This is a genomic window from Amycolatopsis sp. MtRt-6 (assembly GCF_017308975.1).
Taxonomy (GTDB): Bacteria; Actinomycetota; Actinomycetes; order Mycobacteriales; family Pseudonocardiaceae; genus Amycolatopsis.
Window position 1 is genome coordinate 30,170 of sequence record NZ_JADWPD010000040.1, and the last position, 16,974, is coordinate 47,143.

18 protein-coding genes are annotated in these 16,974 nt (G+C 72.8%); 10 read left to right on the plus strand and 8 right to left on the minus strand.

Features of this window, described 5'->3' with window-relative positions:
* Window positions 1-43 precede the first annotated feature (43 nt).
* The 5 genes from I4Q55_RS43000 to I4Q55_RS43020 all read left to right on the plus strand — a co-directional run bounded on the left by I4Q55_RS43000 (window position 44) and on the right by I4Q55_RS43020 (window position 4,872).
* The gene (locus I4Q55_RS43000; protein ID WP_206796431.1) at window positions 44-859 is read left to right on the plus strand and encodes a PaaX family transcriptional regulator C-terminal domain-containing protein; all 816 of its coding nucleotides are present in this window, start codon (window positions 44-46) and stop codon (window positions 857-859) included.
* On the plus strand, window positions 856-1,650 hold the full coding sequence (locus tag I4Q55_RS43005; protein ID WP_206796432.1) for a tryptophan 2,3-dioxygenase: 795 nt from the start codon (window positions 856-858) through the stop codon (window positions 1,648-1,650). The genes I4Q55_RS43000 and I4Q55_RS43005 overlap by 4 nt, the downstream gene beginning before the upstream one ends.
* Window positions 1,647-2,840, plus strand: a complete 1,194-nt coding sequence (locus I4Q55_RS43010; RefSeq protein ID WP_206796434.1) for a kynureninase — start codon at window positions 1,647-1,649, stop codon at window positions 2,838-2,840. Before I4Q55_RS43005 ends, I4Q55_RS43010 begins: the two co-directional genes overlap by 4 nt.
* A gap of 161 nt (window positions 2,841-3,001) precedes the next feature.
* Window positions 3,002-4,075, plus strand: coding sequence for a Glu/Leu/Phe/Val dehydrogenase (locus tag I4Q55_RS43015; RefSeq protein WP_206796435.1), 1,074 nt, complete (start codon window positions 3,002-3,004; stop codon window positions 4,073-4,075).
* Complete coding sequence (locus I4Q55_RS43020) at window positions 4,072-4,872, plus strand: serine hydrolase (RefSeq protein WP_206796436.1); 801 nt, start codon at window positions 4,072-4,074, stop codon at window positions 4,870-4,872. Before I4Q55_RS43015 ends, I4Q55_RS43020 begins: the two co-directional genes overlap by 4 nt.
* On the opposite strand, the gene I4Q55_RS43025 is transcribed toward I4Q55_RS43020, so the two are convergent.
* Window positions 4,857-5,804, minus strand: a complete 948-nt coding sequence (locus tag I4Q55_RS43025) for a LysR substrate-binding domain-containing protein (protein ID WP_206796437.1) — start codon at window positions 5,802-5,804, stop codon at window positions 4,857-4,859. The genes I4Q55_RS43020 and I4Q55_RS43025 overlap by 16 nt on opposite strands.
* A gap of 84 nt (window positions 5,805-5,888) precedes the next feature.
* On the opposite strand from I4Q55_RS43025, the gene I4Q55_RS43030 reads away from it, so the two are divergent.
* Window positions 5,889-6,821: an MBL fold metallo-hydrolase gene (locus I4Q55_RS43030; protein WP_206796438.1), complete on the plus strand. Its 933-nt coding sequence runs from the start codon at window positions 5,889-5,891 to the stop codon at window positions 6,819-6,821.
* Here I4Q55_RS43030 and I4Q55_RS43035 read toward each other — a convergent pair.
* From I4Q55_RS43035 to I4Q55_RS43055, 5 genes are all read right to left on the minus strand, one after another.
* Window positions 6,811-7,923, minus strand: a complete 1,113-nt coding sequence (locus I4Q55_RS43035) for a glycosyltransferase 87 family protein (protein WP_206796439.1) — start codon at window positions 7,921-7,923, stop codon at window positions 6,811-6,813. The genes I4Q55_RS43030 and I4Q55_RS43035 overlap by 11 nt on opposite strands.
* A 204-nt stretch (window positions 7,924-8,127) precedes the next feature.
* Window positions 8,128-8,793, minus strand: coding sequence for a response regulator transcription factor (locus I4Q55_RS43040; RefSeq protein WP_206796440.1), 666 nt, complete (start codon window positions 8,791-8,793; stop codon window positions 8,128-8,130).
* The gene (locus I4Q55_RS43045) at window positions 8,790-10,004 is read right to left on the minus strand and encodes a sensor histidine kinase (protein ID WP_307793466.1); all 1,215 of its coding nucleotides are present in this window, start codon (window positions 10,002-10,004) and stop codon (window positions 8,790-8,792) included. The genes I4Q55_RS43040 and I4Q55_RS43045 overlap by 4 nt, the downstream gene beginning before the upstream one ends.
* Before the next feature lie 89 nt (window positions 10,005-10,093).
* Window positions 10,094-10,279, minus strand: coding sequence for a DUF5302 domain-containing protein (locus tag I4Q55_RS43050; RefSeq protein WP_206796441.1), 186 nt, complete (start codon window positions 10,277-10,279; stop codon window positions 10,094-10,096).
* 71 nt (window positions 10,280-10,350) lie between these two features.
* Window positions 10,351-11,295 (minus strand): helix-turn-helix domain-containing protein, encoded by a 945-nt coding sequence (locus I4Q55_RS43055; protein WP_206796442.1) that lies wholly within the window; start codon window positions 11,293-11,295, stop codon window positions 10,351-10,353.
* Window positions 11,296-11,508: 213 nt separating this feature from the next.
* Here I4Q55_RS43055 and I4Q55_RS43060 point away from each other — a divergent pair, with 213 nt between their 5' ends.
* Window positions 11,509-12,981: a carotenoid oxygenase family protein gene (locus tag I4Q55_RS43060; protein WP_206796443.1), complete on the plus strand. Its 1,473-nt coding sequence runs from the start codon at window positions 11,509-11,511 to the stop codon at window positions 12,979-12,981.
* A 435-nt stretch (window positions 12,982-13,416) separates the two neighbouring features.
* Here I4Q55_RS43060 and I4Q55_RS50440 read toward each other — a convergent pair whose 3' ends face one another.
* Window positions 13,417-13,545, minus strand: coding sequence for a hypothetical protein (locus I4Q55_RS50440; protein WP_277992098.1), 129 nt, complete (start codon window positions 13,543-13,545; stop codon window positions 13,417-13,419).
* A gap of 545 nt (window positions 13,546-14,090) precedes the next feature.
* On the opposite strand from I4Q55_RS50440, the gene I4Q55_RS49875 reads away from it, so the two are divergent.
* Both I4Q55_RS49875 and I4Q55_RS43070 read left to right on the plus strand, forming a co-directional pair.
* On the plus strand, window positions 14,091-14,249 hold the full coding sequence (locus I4Q55_RS49875; RefSeq protein ID WP_242547777.1) for a hypothetical protein: 159 nt from the start codon (window positions 14,091-14,093) through the stop codon (window positions 14,247-14,249).
* A 2-nt stretch (window positions 14,250-14,251) separates the two neighbouring features.
* Complete coding sequence (locus tag I4Q55_RS43070) at window positions 14,252-14,770, plus strand: pyridoxamine 5'-phosphate oxidase family protein (protein WP_206796444.1); 519 nt, start codon at window positions 14,252-14,254, stop codon at window positions 14,768-14,770.
* Here I4Q55_RS43070 and I4Q55_RS43075 read toward each other — a convergent pair.
* Entirely contained in the window at window positions 14,760-15,608 is an 849-nt protein-coding gene (locus tag I4Q55_RS43075) for an SGNH/GDSL hydrolase family protein (protein ID WP_206796507.1), read from the minus strand. The two genes, I4Q55_RS43070 and I4Q55_RS43075, sit on opposite strands and share 11 nt — an antisense overlap.
* Before the next feature lie 135 nt (window positions 15,609-15,743).
* Here I4Q55_RS43075 and I4Q55_RS50835 point away from each other — a divergent pair, with 135 nt between their 5' ends.
* Entirely contained in the window at window positions 15,744-16,973 is a 1,230-nt protein-coding gene (locus I4Q55_RS50835) for a CdaR family transcriptional regulator (RefSeq protein WP_206796446.1), read from the plus strand.
* The last annotated feature ends 1 nt before the right edge of the window (window position 16,974 follow it).

A 16,974-nucleotide genomic window follows, 5' to 3' on the forward strand; every position in this document is an offset into this window, starting at 1 on the left:
TCAAGCTACACCGCAGCGACCTGAGGTGTATAGAGTTGCGCCCATGCCCACCGATGCCTTCGAAGCCGGCCCCCAGGAGCTGGTCGTGACGTTGCTGGGCAGCTACGTGCACCCGCGCGAGACCCGCCGGGTGTGGTCGGGTGGCCTGGTCGCGGTGCTCGCCGAGCTGGGCTTCTCCGACGGCGCCGCCCGGATCGCGCTCACCCGCCTGGTGCGCCGCGGCCTGCTGCAGCGCCACCGCGAAGGCCGCACCGTGCACTACTCGCTGACCCGGCGCTCCATCGCGCTGCTCGCCGATGGCGACCGGCGGATCTTCTCCCTCGGCCGCCGCGAGCGCGCCGCCGGCGAGTGGACGGTGCTGTGGCAGAGCATCCCGGAGAGCCGTCGCCAGGCCAGGGAACGCCTGGTCAGGCGGCTGCGGTTTCTCGGCTTCGGGCCCTACCAGGACGGCACCTGGATCGCCCCGCACGACCGCGAGGCCGAGGTCGTCGCCCTGCTCGGCGAACTCGACGTCACCGAGCACGCCGGGCTGCTGCTCGGCCGCCCGTCGGCCGCGCTGGACGTCCGCCGGTTCGCCGGCCGGGCCTGGGACCTCGACGACCTGGCCGCGCGGTACGCCGCGTTCGTCGGTCAGTTCGGCGGGTACGCGGGCCGGGAGCCGCCGGACGCCGAGGCGTTCGAGGTGCGCACCCGGCTGGTGCACACCTTCCGGATGTTCCCGTCGCTCGACCCGGAACTACCCGCCGACCTGGTGCCCGCCCCGGACCGCCGGGCGGCGGCGGTCGAGCTGTTCCACGATCTGTACACCGCGCTCGCGCGCCCCGCGCAACGCCACTTCGACGAGGTGACCCGAGGATGACCGAACCCAGCCAAGCGACCCAGGAAGCTCTGAGCTACACCTCGTACCTCGGGCTGGACGAAGTGCTGAACGCGCAGCGCCTGCGGTCCGACGAGCACGACGAGCTGCTGTTCATCGTGATCCACCAGGTGTACGAGCTGTGGTTCAAGCAGATCCTGCACGAAGCCGCCTTCCTCCAGGCGAACCTCGAACAGGGCAAGACCGCGCACTCCATCCGCACGCTGCGCCGCATCCTGACCATCCTCAAGGTCGCGGTCGCGCAGATCGACGTGCTGGAAACCATGACACCCAGTCAGTTCGCCGGCTTCCGCGCCCGTTTGGACGCTTCGAGCGGCTTCCAGTCGGCCCAGTTCCGCGAGCTGGAGGCGGTGCTGGGGCGGCGTGACGAGCGCGTGTTCGCGCACTACCCCGAGGACGGCGAGCAGCGGAAACGCATTGCCGACGCGATGGCGCGGCCGTCGTTGTTCGACTCTTTTCTCGCGTACCTCAAGGTTTCTGGCTATGCGGTCGAGTGTGACCGAGACGTCACTCGACCGGTGGAGCCGTCCCCGGCCCTGCAGGCGATATTGCTGGACGTGTACAGCGACGACGGGGGACCCTCGGTCGTCGCGGAGTGTCTGGTCGATCTCGACGAAGGGATGCAGGAGTGGCGCTACCGGCACGTGAAGATGGTCGAACGCACCATCGGCGACAAGACCGGGACGGGAGGATCATCCGGCGCGACTTACCTGCGTACCACGCTTTTCCAGCCGATGTTCCCGGATCTCTGGGCCGTACGGAGCCGACTGTGACCACTTTGGACGACCTGCGCGCGGACGCCAACAGCCTCGCCGCGCACTACACCCGGTTCGCGGTGGCCGACCGCCTCCTGCTCTCCGGGCACTCGCACCAGGCCTGGCCGGACGTCGCCGAGGAGGGGCTCCTGGAGTCCTTCGCGGACGCCGCCCGCGACGTCGACGGCAAGTGGGAGCGCGCCTTCGCGAAGGCGGACCAGCTGCGCGCGGGCTTCCGCCTGCTGCTCGGCGACCCGCACGGCGAGTACGCGCTCGGCGCCAGCACGCACGACCTGGTGCTCCGTTTCCTGTCCGCGTTGGAGCTGCCGCGGCGCCCGCGGCTCGTCACCACCGACGGCGAGTTCCACACGCTGCGCCGTCAGCTCGCCCGCCTCGAAGAGGAGGGTGTCGAGGTCGTCCGGGTGCCCCTGGACCCGGTGACGACGCTCGCCGAGCGCGTCGCCGGCGAGGTCGACGGCAACACCGCCGCCGTGCTCGTGTCCGCGGTGCTGTTCGAGACGTCGAGGCTGGTCCCGGGGCTGGCGCACCTCGCCGACGTCTGCCGCGGCCGCTCGATCGAGCTCGTCGTCGACGCCTACCACGCGCTCGGCGTCGTCCCGTTCGCGCTGCACGACCTCGGGCTCACCAACGCCTGGGTGCTCGGCGGCGGCTACAAGTACCTGCAGCTGGGCGAGGGCAACTGTTTCCTGCGGCTGCCCGCGCACGCCCAGGAGCTGCGCCCGGTGATCACCGGCTGGTACGCCAAGTTCGGCGCGCTGGCCGACGAGCGCCACCCCGGCCAGGTGCCCTACGCCATCGGCGGCGACCGGTTCGCCGGCGCCACCTACGACCCGGCGAGCCACTACCGCGGCGTCCGGGTCCAGCGGTTCTTCGCCGAGCAGGGCCTCACGCCGGAGTTCCTCCGCCAGGTGTCCCAGCACCAGGTGGGGCTGCTCGCGTCGGTGTTCGACCAGCTCGCGCTGCCGGAAGACGTCGTCACCCGCGACCGCGAGACGCCACTCGGGATGCTCGGCGGGTTCCTCTCGCTGCGCTGCGCCGACGCCGCCGGGCTGCGGGCGGCGCTGGCCGAGCACGGCGTCAGGACCGACAGCCGGGGGCAGTACCTGCGCTTCGGCCCGGCGCCGTACCTGTCGGACGCGCAGCTGGAGACGGCGATGCACACCCTCGGCAAGGTGATCACCGGCTGATTACCCGTCCGTATGGCGAGACCTCCACTGGTCTCGCGATCATCGGGGATCTAGGTTGGTCCCGGGCACCCGAGCGGACGACCTCCGCGCCGGGTTCCCGCCAACCCGTGAAGCGCGTCCCGGCCACGAAACCGGGCGCGGATGACAAAGGAGTCACCACCGTGACCGAAGGAGTGTTCGCCCGGGGCACCGGGCACGAACAGGTCGTGTACTGCCACTACCAGGCCAGTGGCCTCAAGGCCATCATCGGCATCTACTCCACCGCGCTCGGCCCCGCACTGGGCGGGACGCGCTTCCACCCCTACGCCACCGAATCCGAAGCGCTCGACGACGTCCTCGCGCTGTCCAAGGGCATGGCGTACAAGAACGCCCTCGCCGGGCTCGACCTCGGCGGCGGCAAGGCCGTCATCATCGGCGACCCGAAGACGCTCAAGTCCGAAGCGCTGCTGCGCGCGTACGGGCGCTTCGTGCAGTCCCTGGGCGGCCGCTACATCACGGCCTGCGACGTGGGCACCTACGTGCAGGACATGGACGTCGTGGCCCGCGAGTGCCGGTACGTCACCGGCCGCTCGCCGGAGGACGGCGGCGCCGGCGACTCGTCCGTGCTCACCGCGTTCGGCGTGTTCCAGGGCATGCGGGCCTCGGCCGAACACGTCTGGGGCAGCCCGGACCTGGCCGGCAAGCGCGTCGGCGTGGCCGGTGTCGGCAAGGTGGGCCACATCCTCGTCGGCCACCTCGTGGCGGCGGGCGCGCAGGTGACCATCACCGACGTCTACGCGCCGGCTGTTTCGCGCACCCTCGAGGTTTATCCGTCCGTGCAGGTCGCGTCCGATGTGGACACCCTGCTGCGCACCGAGCTGGACGTCTTCGCCCCGTGCGCGCTGGGCGGCGTCCTGAACGACGAGACGGTGCCGGTGCTCGGCGCGAAGATCGTCTGCGGCGCGGCGAACAACCAGCTCGCGCACGCGGGCATCGACAAGCAGCTGGCCGACCGCGGCATTCTGTACGCGCCGGATTACCTGGTGAACGCGGGCGGCGTGATCCAGGTCGACGACGAGCGCCACGGCTTCGACTTCGAGCGCGCGAAGCGCAAGACGACGGCGATCTACGACACGACGAAGGCGGTGTTCGCGCTGGCCGACACCGACGGCGTGCCCCCGGCGACGGCGGCCGACCGGCTCGCCGAGCGCCGGATGGCGGAGGTCGGGCGGCTGCGGTCCATCATGACCGGGTGAGTCTTGCCGAGTTCTTCGAAGCGGTGGGCGTGCGGGGTTTCCTGCACGCCCGCCGTCTCGGTTCCGCCGCGTCCGTGGGGTTCGACGCCGATGCGCCGGTGGTGCTGGCGTCCGTGGTGAAGGTGCCGCTGGCGTTCGAGTTCGCGCGCCAGGTGGCGGCCGGGTTGCTCGACCCGACCGACCGGGTGCACGCGTCGGCGGCGGACCGCCTGGGCGGCACCGGTTCGGCGGGGTTCGCGGACGACGTCTCCTACAGCCTGCGCGACGCGGCGCTGCTGGCGCTGTCGGTGTCCGACAACACGGCGGCGGACCTGCTGTTCGACCGCGTCGGCGTGGACAACGTCCGGTCGCTGCTGGCGGAGCTGGGCCTGACGCGGACTTCCGTCATCGGCGCGCCGAGGGACGTGCTGCGCACGATCATCGAGGACACGGCGGCCGGGGTCCCGTTGCGGGCGTTGGATCCATTGCGGACATCGTCGACCACGCCCCGCGAGATGACGGCGTTGCTGTCGGCGATCTGGGCGGCGGAGGAGGGGGCACCGGTCCGCGAGTGGATGACGGCCCAGGTCAGCTGGCACCGGCTGACGGCGGGCTTCCCGCCGGAGGTGGCGGTGGCGGGCAAGACGGGCACGATGCCGGGCATCCGCAACGAGATCGGCGTGGCGAGGTACCCGGACGGAGCGGAGTACGCGGTGGCGGTGTTCACGGCCGGAGGGACGGAGACCTTGCGCCGCCCGGACATCGACCGCGCGATCGGGGAGGCGGCCCGGGCGGCGGTGGATCAGCTGCGCTCGTAGAACAGGTCCCAAGGCCGGGCGGCGTCCGGCTCGGGCGGCATCAGGCGCGAAACCCCGTCACCCCCGAGAACACCGGCCGCGAGCTCGGCGAGCTTCGCCACTTGCGGGTGCGGGCTCGTCGCGGGCCAGGCGAACGCCATCCGCGCCCGCAGTACCTCGCCGTCGAGTGGGCGCCACACCACCCGCGGCTCCTTGCGGGCGCGGGGTTCGAACGCCACTCCGTGCCCCGCCAGGACCAAGCCGAGCACGAACTCGGGATTGCGTGCGTGCCGGATCGCGGCCGGGCGGAAGCCGTGGTCCCAGCAGGTGCGCAGCAGGGCGTCGTAACTTCCCGGCGCCGCCGCGCGCGGGGCGTGGACCAGACCTTCGCCGGCGAGGTCGGCCAGCGCGAGCCCGGTGCGGCGGGCGAGCGGGGAGTCGCGGGGGAGCAGCACGCCGAGCGGGGTGTCGACGACCGGGCCGAGCTCCAGCCCGACCGCGTCCACCGGTAGCTGCAACAGCCCCGCCTCCAGGGAACCGTCGGCCAGCAGCCGGGCCTGCTCGGCGGTGGTGAGCTCCTGCAGGTCCAGCCGCACGGCCGGGCACTCGTCGGCGAACTTCGTCAGGATCGCGGCCAGCACCCGGCCGGGCAGGTCCGGCGGCACGCCCGCGCGCAGGCTGTCCATCTCGCCGCGCTCGGCCTTCGCGACGAGCGCCGTCATGCGGTCCCACCGGGCGAGGAGGTCGCGCGCTTCGGCGCGCAGCACTTCGCCGGCTTCGGTGAGCGTGACGCGGCGGCCGCGCTCGAACAGCTTCGCGCCCAGCTCGGCTTCGAGCCGCTTGACGCGCTGGCTCAGCGGCGGCTGCGCGATCCCGAGCCGGTCGGCGGCCCGGCCGAAGTGCAGCTCGTCGGCGACGACGAGGAAGTACCGCAGTGAACGAAGATGGTCCACGCTGCGATGATAGCTGTTCACATATCGACATGCCGCCGGAGCGATCTTGGACAGCGCCGGGTGAGTCGTGGTCGGGTGTCCGGTATGGACAACGGATTCAGCAGACGCGGGCTGTTCGGCGCGGGCGCGGCGGCCGCGGCGATCCTGGCGGGCGTGCCGGCCGCGGCACACGCCGCGCCGAAGCTTTCGGGCATGACACTGCGCTGGTGGGGCAACAACAGCTGGGAGATCCGCATCGGGTCGAAGACGGTCCTCATCGACCCGTGGCTGACCCGGTTCAAGACCGGAACGTACACCGAGGCGGGCGCCGACCCCCGCACGCCGCTCTCGGTGAACCGCGCCCTGATCGACGGCTACCTCGACCGCGGGTTCCTCCGCGCGGACCACATCCTGGTGACGCACGGCCACTACGACCACCTGACGGACGTCCCGTACCTGGCCCAACGCACCGGAGCCACGGTGCTCGGCACCGAGACGCATTTGAGTCTCATGGCGGCGCTGGGTGCCCCGGAGGACCAGCTGGCGATCGCCACCGGCGGCGAGGACCTGACGTTCGACGGCTACGCGATCCGGGTCCTGCGCTCCCTGCATTCGGCGACGGGAGACCGGGCCCAGGTGGCGTACCCGGGAACGAGGCAGCTGTCCCGCCGCGACCGCCCGCGGGTGATCGCGGACCTGCTGGAAGGCGGCACGCTGGCGTACGCGGTGACCGGCGGCGGCGCGGCCGTGCTGGACTTCGGGGGATCGAACTACATCGAGTCCGAGCTGGCGGGGCTGCGCCCGGACGTGGTGCTGCTGCCACCGGGCGGGGCGAAGGTGCGCGAGTACGTCCCCCGGCTGCTGCGCACGGTGGGCAACCCGCGCTACGTGGCGGCGACGCATTGGGACGACTTCGACCTGCCGCTGGGGCAGGTGAAGGACGCCGGAGGCCTCGAAGCACTCCGGAAGGCGGTGGCGGCGGCGAGCCCGGGCAGCGAGTTCGTGGTGCTCGGCCACCTCGGCGAGTTCACACCGTAGCCCGGGCCGATCGGCGGCGGACCGCCGCCGTGACGAGCACCGCGCCGGCGACCACGGCCACCAGCAGGTAGGCGTTGCCGATGAGGGCCTGCCCGGCGGTCCAGTCCCGCTCCCGCCCCTGACCGCCGGGCACCACCGCCACCGTCCAGCCGGTGAAGACCGCCGCGACGAGGAGCGCGCACCACCGCCGGCCGCTCGCGAGCAGGTAGCCGAGCGCGGGCACGATCCACACCCAGTGGTGCGTCCACGAAATCGGGCTCACCAGCAGCGCGCACCCGGCGGTGACCAGCAGCGCGCCGCGGTCGTCGCCCGCCCGGTGCCGCCACCGGACGACGACCGCGGCACCCACCACGACCAGCGCGGCGAAGGCGAGCAGCCAGGCTTGGCCGGGCGCGGTCCGGGCGGCGAAGCCCGCCCAGGACTGGTTTCCCACCCAGCCCTTCATCTGCTCGAAGTGGTCGTTGAACAGGGCGGACGTCCAGTACCGGGCCGAGTCGGCCGGCAGCAGCACAGCGCCGAGCGCGGTCGCTCCGGCGAACGTGCCGAGCGCGCGGAACGCGTCCGCCCGGCGGCCGGTGAGCAGCAGGTGCCCGACGAAGATCAGCGGCACCAGCTTGATCGCCGCCGCGAGACCGATGAGGACGCCCGCCGAGCCGCGGCGCCGCAGCACGTCGGCGATGACGAGCGCCATCAGCACCAGGTTGAGCTGGCCCAGTCCGATGGTCTGCCACACCGGCTGCAGGCCGAACGCGGCGAGCAGCACCCCCGCCCCCGGCGCGTACGGGCGCAAGGCGACGACCAGCGCGGGTGCGGCGGCCAGCGCCAGGACGCCCCAGCACCACTGCACGGGCAACGCGGCGAGCGGGGTGAACACCAGCGCCGCGAACGGCGGGTAGGTGAACGGCAGCTCCGGCGCCCAGCCGGGGAGCGCCGACAGGTGTTCGTAGAGCGGTTCCCCGCGGAGCACGGCGATTCCGCCGGCGCGGTACACCGCTGAGTCGACGCCGAGCGGACGGCCGAGCGCCCACCACACCACCGCCACGAGCGCGAAGACCGCGGTCGCCGTCAACGTCACGGTCCTGGTGCGCCGCTCGATCCCCATGGCCGCAACGATGATCGACGACGGACGTCCGGTCGTCGCCCCGGAGTGCCGTCTTCCGGCGGCACCCGGGTAGGGGTGGAGTCCTCGTGTGCTACCCCGGTACCGATCCGGCCAAAAGCAGGCCGGCCCTCGCGCGGCACGTAACCGTTGCTACAAAGCCATCCGGCCGTGACTGTGGCCGGATTGGTCCCGATCGGCGCAGTATCACCGGCCGGGCACCACGATGCCCGCCTCGTAGGCGGCCACGACCGCCTGCGCCCGGTCGCGCGCGCCGAGCTTGCCGAACACGCGGCTGACGTGAGTTTTCGCGGTCTGTTCGGCGATCACCAGCGTCTCGGCGATCTCCGTGTTGGACAGTCCTTTCGCGACCAGGCGGAGCACTTCGGTCTCCCGCTCGGTCAGGTCCGCGATCCCGGCCGGCCCGCGGGAGCCGGTTTCGGCAGCCCGGCCGCGGACCGCGAACTCGCCGACGAGCCGGCGGGTGACCGACGGCGCGAACAGGGCGTTGCCCGCGGCGACCACGCGCACCGCCACGACCAGGTCGTCCAGCGGCGCGTCCTTGAGGAGGAACCCGCTGGCGCCCGCGCGCAGCGCGCCGTAGACGTACTCGTCGACGTCGAACGTCGTCAGCATCAGCACCCGGACGGCCCCGCCCGCGCCGAGGATCCGGCGGGCGGCCTCCAGACCGTCCATCCCGGGCATCCGGACGTCCAGCAGCACGACGTCCGGTGCGAGTTCCGCGCAGCGCGCCACCGCTTCGGCGCCGTCCGCGGCCTCGCCGGCCACCCGGATGTCGTCCTGGGCGTCGAGCACCGCGCGGAAGCTCTGCCGGACCATGGTCTGGTCGTCGGCGATGAGCACCGAAATCACACGTTCTCCTCGTGGTCCAGCGGCAGGTCCGCGGTGACCTCGAACCCGCCGTCCGCAGTCGGCCCGGCCACCAGCGTGCCACCGAGCATCGCGGCACGCTCACGCATGCCGAGCAGGCCGTGCCCGGCGGTCCCGGCCACCCGCGCGGCACCGCCCGGGGCGTTGCGCACGGCCACGTGCACGGAACCGGTGCCGACCCGCAGTTCCACGTCGATCGCCGCGCCGGGCGCGTGCTGGACCGCGTTGCTCAGCGCCTCCTGCACGATCCGGTAGCCGGACAACGCGACGCCCGCGGGCAGCGCGTCGAAGTCCCCGTGCACTCGCACCGCGCAGGCCGTGCCGAGGGCACGCACCCGCTCCGCCAGTTCGGTCACCCGGGTGACGTCCGGCTGCGGGGCGAGCGGCCCGCCGGCGCTCTCGGTCCGCAGCACGCCGAGCAGCCGGCGCATCTCGACCATGCCTTCCCGCGCGGTCCCGGTCAGCTCGGCGAACTCGGCGCGCACGTCGTCCGGCAGGCCGGGGAAGCGGTACCGCGCGGAATCGGTGCGCAGCGCGAGCACGGACATGTGGTGGGCGACCACGTCGTGCAGTTCCCGGGCGATGCGCGCGCGTTCTTCGAGGACCGCGGCCCGGGTCTCCTCGGCCGCCCGCCTTCGTTGCTGCTCGGCGCTTTCCCGTTCGGCGACCCGCCGCTGCCGCACCGCGTTGCCGGCGAGCAGCACCGCGGTCATCAGGACCACCAGCAGTGCCAGGTCGCGCCAGTCTTCGACCCAGACTCCCAGCGCCGCGGCGGAGATCACCCCGACCACGACCAGGACACCCTGCCCGTGCCCCGCGGCGACCAGGAACCAGACCAGCGCGATGGTCAGCGCCAGACCCGGTGACCACGGCCAGCCCCACAACCTCGACATGCCCGGGTACGCGGCCGGAGTGGCCGAGATCAGCACGACGACCAGGCGCCACGCCCACAACGGCGAACGGACGGCCACGATCGCGGGCACCACGCTCGCCGCGGCGAGCCCGAGGGCGAGCGGGCTGCCGGCCGGGTGCCCCGGGGCGGTCTGCGCCGCCAGGAACGCGCTCCAGAGCCCGATGCCGACGATGGCGGCGGCCCGCAGCCGGGCCAAGCCGGCCGAGCGCGCGCGGACCTCGGGCCGGGTGCCGGCGTACAAGACGTGTCGCACGACCCGCCACGCCTCGTCCCACCGCACCCCGCCCACCCTAGGGCGCGTTCCCGGGCCGGGTGCGGCGAAGGCCACCACGAACAGTGTCCGTGGTGGCCTTCGGGGAGTTCCGCTGCTCAGCCGCTCTTGCGGCGGAAGGTCCGCTTGTTCGCCGCCGGGCCGTGGGCGTGCTGGTTCTTGCCGCCGCCGTTCTCGTGCGACGTTCCCGCTCGCGCGTGCGCCTGCTTGCGCTCCAGCGCTTCGCGGAACTTGCGCTTGACGTCGTCCTCCTCGCCGCTGGGCGACGGGTTCGGTTCACTCATGCCTACCTCCGGAAACGACGACGTGTGACCACTCCAGCCTGGCAGCCGCGTCCCCGCTTGGCGAGTCGATTTCAGCGTTGGGGGGACGGCACCCCGCCGAACTGTACCGACGTGCGGGTCAGCGGCCGGCCGCAGTGGTCGCACAGCAACATCGGGCGCAGGCGCTGCCCGCACTCGACGTGGTGCAGCGTGATGTCCGGCTCCTGGCCGGCCACCTCGAAGCCGCGCGACCACTCCGCGATGAACGCCAGCGCCGGGAAGAACGCCAGGCCCTTCGCCGTCAGGCGGTAGTCGCGGGCGTCCGTGCGGGTCTTCGCCGCACCGGTGCGCAGGACGCCGACCTCGACCAGCTTGCTCAGCCGCGCCGACAGCACGCTCGGCCCGATCCCCAGCTCGCGCTCGAACTCCGAAAAGTGCCGGCAGCCGAGCAGCGCCGAGACGAGCAGGCCGGTCGACCACCGGTCGCCGAGCAGCTCCATCGTGTCCGGGAAGAACATCAGCGGGTCGCCGGCCAGGGAGTCGGCGTCCTTGCGGCGGAAGCGCTTGGACGCCGTCGCCGCCGCGACGCCGGTGCCGTCCAGCCGTTCCGCGCGGACGTCGCGCGCGTCGACCCGGCGGCCGCAGGCGGCGCAGCCCAGCGGCGCTGATGTAGCCAGCTCGCAGTCGAGGTGGATCAGCGTCGGCAGCACCGCGCGGCGCCCTTCGACCCACTCGCGCTCCCACGCCCAGATCGAGATCAGCAGCGGCCACAGCTCCAGGCCGCGCTCGGTCAGCCGGTACTCGTGCCGCGTGCGCCGCGCGTCCCGGTACGGCACGCGGGTGAGCATGCCCGCGTCCACCATGTCCCGCAGCCGTCCCGACAACGCCGTCGGCGAAATGCCCAGGCGGAGACGCAGTTCTTCGTACCGCCGGAAGCGCAGGAACAGGCTCTGCAGGATGAGCAGCGTCCACTGGTCGCCGACCAGCTCGAGCGCCCGGCGCAGCGGATCTCCCGCCGGCCTTACGCGCTGTGACATCCGGGGCTCCGCCCCGGGCCGGGGGCTCCGCCACCCGGAGCCCCCGCCAGACGGTTGTGCAGCCGCCTCGACCACATCGTCCCCCTCGTTACGTCGCGACCTCAGGGTAGCACCTGACTACACCAAAAGAAGCCTATTGACACCTGGGTACACAAATCATAGTCTCGTCCCCAACAGCCCGCGCAGTCCGGTCGACAGCCAGGGAGCAGCCCGATGACCAGCACCTCCGAACAGCCGCTGATGGTGGCCAGGACGGCGGACGCGGCCGAGGCGAACCCCTACCTGCTCGGCGTCTACGCCCCGGTCGGCACCGAGATCGACGCCGAAGACCTGCAGGTCATCGGCGAAATCCCGAAGGACCTCAACGGCGTCTACCTGCGCAACGGCCCGAACCCGCGGTTCGCCCCGGAAGGCCGCTACCACTGGTTCGACGGCGACGGCATGATCCACGCGGTCCACCTGGAGAACGGCAAGGCCCGCTACCGCAACCGCTGGATCCGCACGAAGGCCTTCGAGGCCGAGTCCGCGGCCGGCCGAGCGCTCTGGACCGGCGTCATGGAGAACCCGAAGGACAACCCGTTCGGCAACACGCATGGCCTGGGGCTCAAGGACAACGCGAACACCGACGTCGTCTTCCACCGCGGCCGGATCCTCGCCACCTGGTACCTGTGCGGCTCGCCGTACGCGGTCGACCCGCTTTCGCTGGAGACCCTCGGCGCCGAAGACTTCCTCGGCACGCTGGCCGGCGACATGATGGCCCACCCCAAGGTCGACGAGACCACCGGCGAGCTGTTCTGGTTCGACTACGGGCCGCGCCCGCCGTACCTGCGCTACGGCGTGATCGGCGCGGACGGTGCCGTCGTGAACACCACCGACGTCGAGCTGCCGGGCCCGCGCCTGCCGCACGACATGGCCATCACCGAGCACTACGCGGTGCTGATGGACCTGCCGCTGGTCCAGGACCTGGCGGCGGCGAAGCGGGGGCGGCACAAGCTGCACTTCGACCGCTCGCTGCCGAGCCGGTTCGGGGTCCTGCCACGCTACGGAGACGGTAGCCAGATCCGGTGGTTCGAAGCGAACCCGTGCTACATCTACCACGTCGTCAACGCCTGGGAGCAGGGCGACGAGGTCGTCCTCGACGTCTGCCGCGTGCAGCGGCCCCAGCCGCGTGCCGACGCGCACACGCCGCTCGCGAAGATGCTGTCCTACCTGCGGCTGGACGCCCAGCTGCACCGCTACCGCTTCGACCTGCGGACCGGCGCGTGCCACGAGGCGCCGCTCGACGACGACAACACCGAGTTCCCGACCGTCGACGCCCGCGGCGTCGGGCGGCGGAACCGGTACTCCTACACGGTGCACATCTCGCCCGAGTCGACGCTGAAGTTCGACGGGCTGGTGCGCCTCGACAATCTTGCCGGTACGAAGACCGAATACCGGTTCGGTCCCGGCCGGTGGGGCAGTGAGGCTCCGTTCGCACCCCGCGAAGGAGCACCCGTCGATTCCGCGGACGGGTACCTGGTGACGTTCGTGCAGGACGAGCGCGAGGGGCGCTCGGAACTGGACATCTTCGACGCCGCCGACCTCGCTGCCGGACCCGTGGCCAGGGTCCTGCTTCCCCAGCGTGTTCCGCTCGGTTTTCACGCGACCTGGGTCCGGGCGGACCAGCTGGACAACCTCCGCGCCTGAGCACCGTCGAGGGTCGCGCCCGGGGTCCCGGGCGTGGGAAACGGTGCACGGCGGAGACCGATCGGCCGGCTCGAGATGAGCGGGCAGGTACCGGCCCGGAGGGGCTCGCGCCGGCCGATCTGAACGCACAACGCCGCACTCGGTCGGACAGACCGTGCGCGGTGCACCCGGAAGCGGTTGCCGGGCACGTTTTCCGTTCGCCGGAGGGGTGCGAACGGACAGCGTGGCCGGGTGGTCAGCCGCGACCGGATACGGCGAGCACAGCTCGCCGGGGCGGCCTTGGGCTGAGCGCCGGTTCGTCGTTGTCCGGAGACGGCGAACCGCGCGCTGTTCACGACGGGAGGGCGGGGTGAAGCTTTCGGTGTCGCTGGGGCTCTGGCAGGACCGGTCGCCCGAGGAGGCACTGGACACCGCTCCCGCCGCCGAGGCCGCGGGCTACCCGGAGCTGTGGATCGGCGAGATGGCGACGTGGGCCGCCTTCGCGCTCGGCACGGCGATCTCGTGGATTTCCCTGACTTTCGGGCCGCCGGCGGTGACCGTGCGGGACCCGGCGACGATCGCCATGGGCGGGTCGCGGCGGAGCTCTCCGGCAGCCTACGCCGAATTGTCACACGGTGGTGGCATTTATAATTGTCACACGGTGGTGACATTTAAGCGTAGGGTGAGCACACCACCAGCGCGGGACTGGGAAGCACCTGGTCCAGCGCTGACCTGCCGGTCGACCGGCGTCGCGCTCGGGACGTCCAGTGACGTCGTGGCGCGCGGCCGGCACAGCCGCTCGCGCCGGAGTCTCCCGTGACGATCGCCGCGTTCGGGCCGCGCGCTCGACGTCGCCGCGCGGCATGCGGACCGGATGGTGACGAACCTCGTCAGCCCGGCGGCCGCGGCGACGCTGATGCGCGGGCTGCACGGGGGCGGCCGAGCGTGCCGGGACCCCCGCCGCCGGTGACCGCCTGGGTGGTCGCGGCGGCCGACCCGGGACCGGCGCAGCTGCGGCGGGGAGTGGTCGGCTGTCTCGCGGCGTCGGGTTATGCGGACATGTTCCGCGCGGCGGGCTTCGGCGACCTGATCGACTTCGCGCGCACCCCGGCCGCACCGCCGAGTTCGGGTTGGTCGGGTCGCGCGCCGAGATCGCCGCGAAGATCGGCGAGTACCCGGCCGCCGGGATCGCCGAGCCGGCGATCGTCCCCGCGACCGGCGACGACGACCCCGGTGGCGCGAAAACCCTCGCCGCGTGTCGATCCGCCGTCCTCCCGTTCGACGCGTAGGCATGACGGAACCCAACGCAACCCGGAACCTCGACCGGTCCGGCGCCGCGGCACTGCCGTGGAGCCGGGCGCGCGACCTCCTCGCGAGCCAGACGCCCAAGGAAGACCTGACCTTCTTCGTCGGGACCGTCCGCCCCGGTGGACAGCCGCACGCCGCCGGTGTGGGCGCCATCTGGGTGGACGACGCCCTGTACTTCGTGAGCGGGCCGGGGACGCGCCGGGCCCGCAACCTGGCGGCGAACCCGGCGTGCACCGTGTCGGTGCGGCTGCGCGGCCTCGACGTCACGATGGAAGGGGAAGCGCACCGGCTCACCGATCCGGAAACCCTCGAACGGGTGGCGGCCGTCTACCGCGAGGGCGGCTGGCCCGCGACGGTCCTGGACGGCGGGTTCACCGCCCCGTTCATGGCGGCGAGCGCCGGGCCGGCGCCGTGGCACCTGTACCGGCTGACGCTGCACCGCGCGTTCGGCGTCGCCACCGCCGAGCCCCACGGCGCCACCCGCTGGGACTTCACCCGCTGATCGCCGCGGCGACCAGCCCGCCGATCGCAGCCATGCCGGCGGCGTTCGGGTGCAGCGGTGCCGCGATCGCCGTCGGGACCAGGCCCTCGAACCACTTCACGCCGGGCAGCTTGCAGACGTCGTGGCCGATCGAGAACGTCCGGACGTCGACGTAGTGCGCGTTGTGCGCGGCGGCCTGCCGGGCGAGGGCGGCGTTGGTCCGGTCGATGCTGCCCTGGATGTAGTTCGCGTCACGCGGCGTCAGTGGCGCGATCGGCCAGCAGCCGTTGCGGGGCAGGTACGTGCCGTACCCGGCCACGAAGACCTCGGCGTTCGGGGCCTTCGCGTGGATCGCGTCCAGCAGCGCGCCCCACACCGGCTCGAACGCGGCGATCTTCTCGGCGAGCTGGTCGCGGCCGCCCGCGGTGAACCGGTCGACGCAGTCGGGGACTATGCCGGGCAGCAGGTTGATGCAGCTCGTCGCGGCGCCGACCAGGCCGACGTCGTTGCCGCCGATCGTCACTGTCACCGTGCGGGTCTGCTCGCTCAACGCGTCCAGCTGCGGCGGCACCGGACCGGACGACGTCTGCTGCGGGGCGGTCATGTCCGCCGTCGTCGCGCCGGAGCACGTGACGTCCTTCAGCGGCACGCCGAGCTCCTTCGCGGCGACGTGCGGGTAGTCGAGCAGCGACCGGAGGCAGCCGGGGGAGGAGAGGTCCGGTGGCGGGATCAGCGGCCCGGCCGCCGCCGAATCGCCCAGTGCCACGTACTCGCCCGCGGTGCCCACTGCCGCCGTGCCCGCCGTCGCTGTGCCGGCCGTCGCTGTGCCCGCCGTCGCGCCGGCCAGCGCGGTGACCATGATCCCGATGAACGCCGTCCTCACTCGCACGCCGTCCTCCTTGACGTTGTGCCGACTGTTGGTCTCCGTGACACCATCGGCACCGGGCGTGGCCGGATTGACTGGGAATCCGGGCAGAGAACGAGGGGATCGGTTGTGACGGAGCACAAGCGCGGCGGCGACCTCACCCTCGGCGGGCAGCGCGTGCACGAGCGGCTCACCCGGGAGGAGCCGGAGCTGATCGCCCGGGTGCTTTCACGGATCCAGGCGGAGGTCGCGGACTACCGGCGGCTGCCGGTGGAGGAGCTGGCCGGCGACATCGCGGGCATCACCCGGCAGGCGGTGCGGGCGTTCGCGCGCAGCCTGCGCGAGGACCGGGAGCTCAACGCGGCGGAACTCCGGCAGGTCGGCGCGTCCGCGGTCCGCCGGGCGGAGGAGGGCTTCCCGCTGGAGGCCGTGCTGACCGCGTACCACGTCGGCGCGCGGGAGATCTTCGCCGTCGGCTCGGCTTCGTCGGGCTGTGCGGACGTCGGCGACCTGCTCGAAGTCGCGGACCGGGTGCTGGCGTTCGTCGGCACGGTCACCGGCGCGGTGACCCGCGGGTACCTGGAGGAGCTGCGCACGAAGGTCGGGCAGGAGCACACCGCGCGCCGGACGCTGCTGTCGGTGCTCGTCGACGGCGGCCCGGTCGACGTCGTCGCCCGCAGCGCCGGGATCACGCTGCCGGCGCGGTACGTCGTGCTGAGCGTCGAGCTCGGACCGCACGCCGACGAGGCGTCGCCGGGCGTGGACGCCGAGATCGCGGTCCGCCGCAAGCTGCGGCGGTTCCTGGCGGCGTTCGAGCAGGCTTGCGGCGACGGTGTGCTGGCGTCCCTCGACGGTCCCGGCGGGCTCGTCCTGCTCCCGCTGTCCGACCGGCTTTCGGATCGGCGCGCGGTGCTGGACGCGGCCGGCCGCGCGGCGGGCGTGACGGTGCTGGCGGCGGCGGAGACGGCGGCGCCGCCGGAGGTCCGGGCGGTGGCGGCGCAGACCGCCGAGGTGCTGGACGTGCTGCGCTGGTTCGGCCGCCCACCGGGGCTGTACGGCCTCGACGACGTCCTGGTGGAGTACCAGCTGACCCGCCCGGGAGCGGCCCGCGACCGCCTCGCGGCGGCGCTCGACCCGCTGGAAACGCACCCCGAGCTCGTCGAAACCCTCGACGCGTACCTGGCCCTGGACACGAACCGCCGCCGCACGGCGGCCCAGCTGCACGTCCACCCCAACACGGTCGACTACCGCCTCCGCCGAGTCCGCGACCTCACGGGCATCGACCCCCTCCACCCGGCCGGCCTCCCGCGCATCATCGCGGCCGCGGCGGCCCGCCGCGCCGCCCTCGCCCGCCGCTGAC

What these genes read in the sequence shown, in the direction of transcription:
- I4Q55_RS43000 (WP_206796431.1), top strand. Translation starts at nt 44, where the DNA reads ATGCCCACCGATGCCTTCGAAGCCGGCCCCCAGGAGCTGGTCGTGACG.
- I4Q55_RS43005 (WP_206796432.1), top strand. Translation starts at nt 856, where the DNA reads ATGACCGAACCCAGCCAAGCGACCCAGGAAGCTCTGAGCTACACCTCG.
- I4Q55_RS43030 (WP_206796438.1), top strand. Translation starts at nt 5,889, where the DNA reads ATGGACAACGGATTCAGCAGACGCGGGCTGTTCGGCGCGGGCGCGGCG.
- I4Q55_RS43035 (WP_206796439.1), bottom strand. Translation starts at nt 7,923, where the DNA reads ATGGGGATCGAGCGGCGCACCAGGACCGTGACGTTGACGGCGACCGCG.
- I4Q55_RS43050 (WP_206796441.1), bottom strand. Translation starts at nt 10,279, where the DNA reads ATGAGTGAACCGAACCCGTCGCCCAGCGGCGAGGAGGACGACGTCAAG.
- I4Q55_RS43055 (WP_206796442.1), bottom strand. Translation starts at nt 11,295, where the DNA reads ATGTCACAGCGCGTAAGGCCGGCGGGAGATCCGCTGCGCCGGGCGCTC.
- I4Q55_RS43060 (WP_206796443.1), top strand. Translation starts at nt 11,509, where the DNA reads ATGACCAGCACCTCCGAACAGCCGCTGATGGTGGCCAGGACGGCGGAC.
- I4Q55_RS50440 (WP_277992098.1), bottom strand. Translation starts at nt 13,545, where the DNA reads ATGGCGATCGTCGCCGGGTCCCGCACGGTCACCGCCGGCGGCCCGAAA.
- I4Q55_RS43070 (WP_206796444.1), top strand. Translation starts at nt 14,252, where the DNA reads ATGACGGAACCCAACGCAACCCGGAACCTCGACCGGTCCGGCGCCGCG.
- I4Q55_RS43075 (WP_206796507.1), bottom strand. Translation starts at nt 15,608, where the DNA reads ATGGTCACCGCGCTGGCCGGCGCGACGGCGGGCACAGCGACGGCCGGC.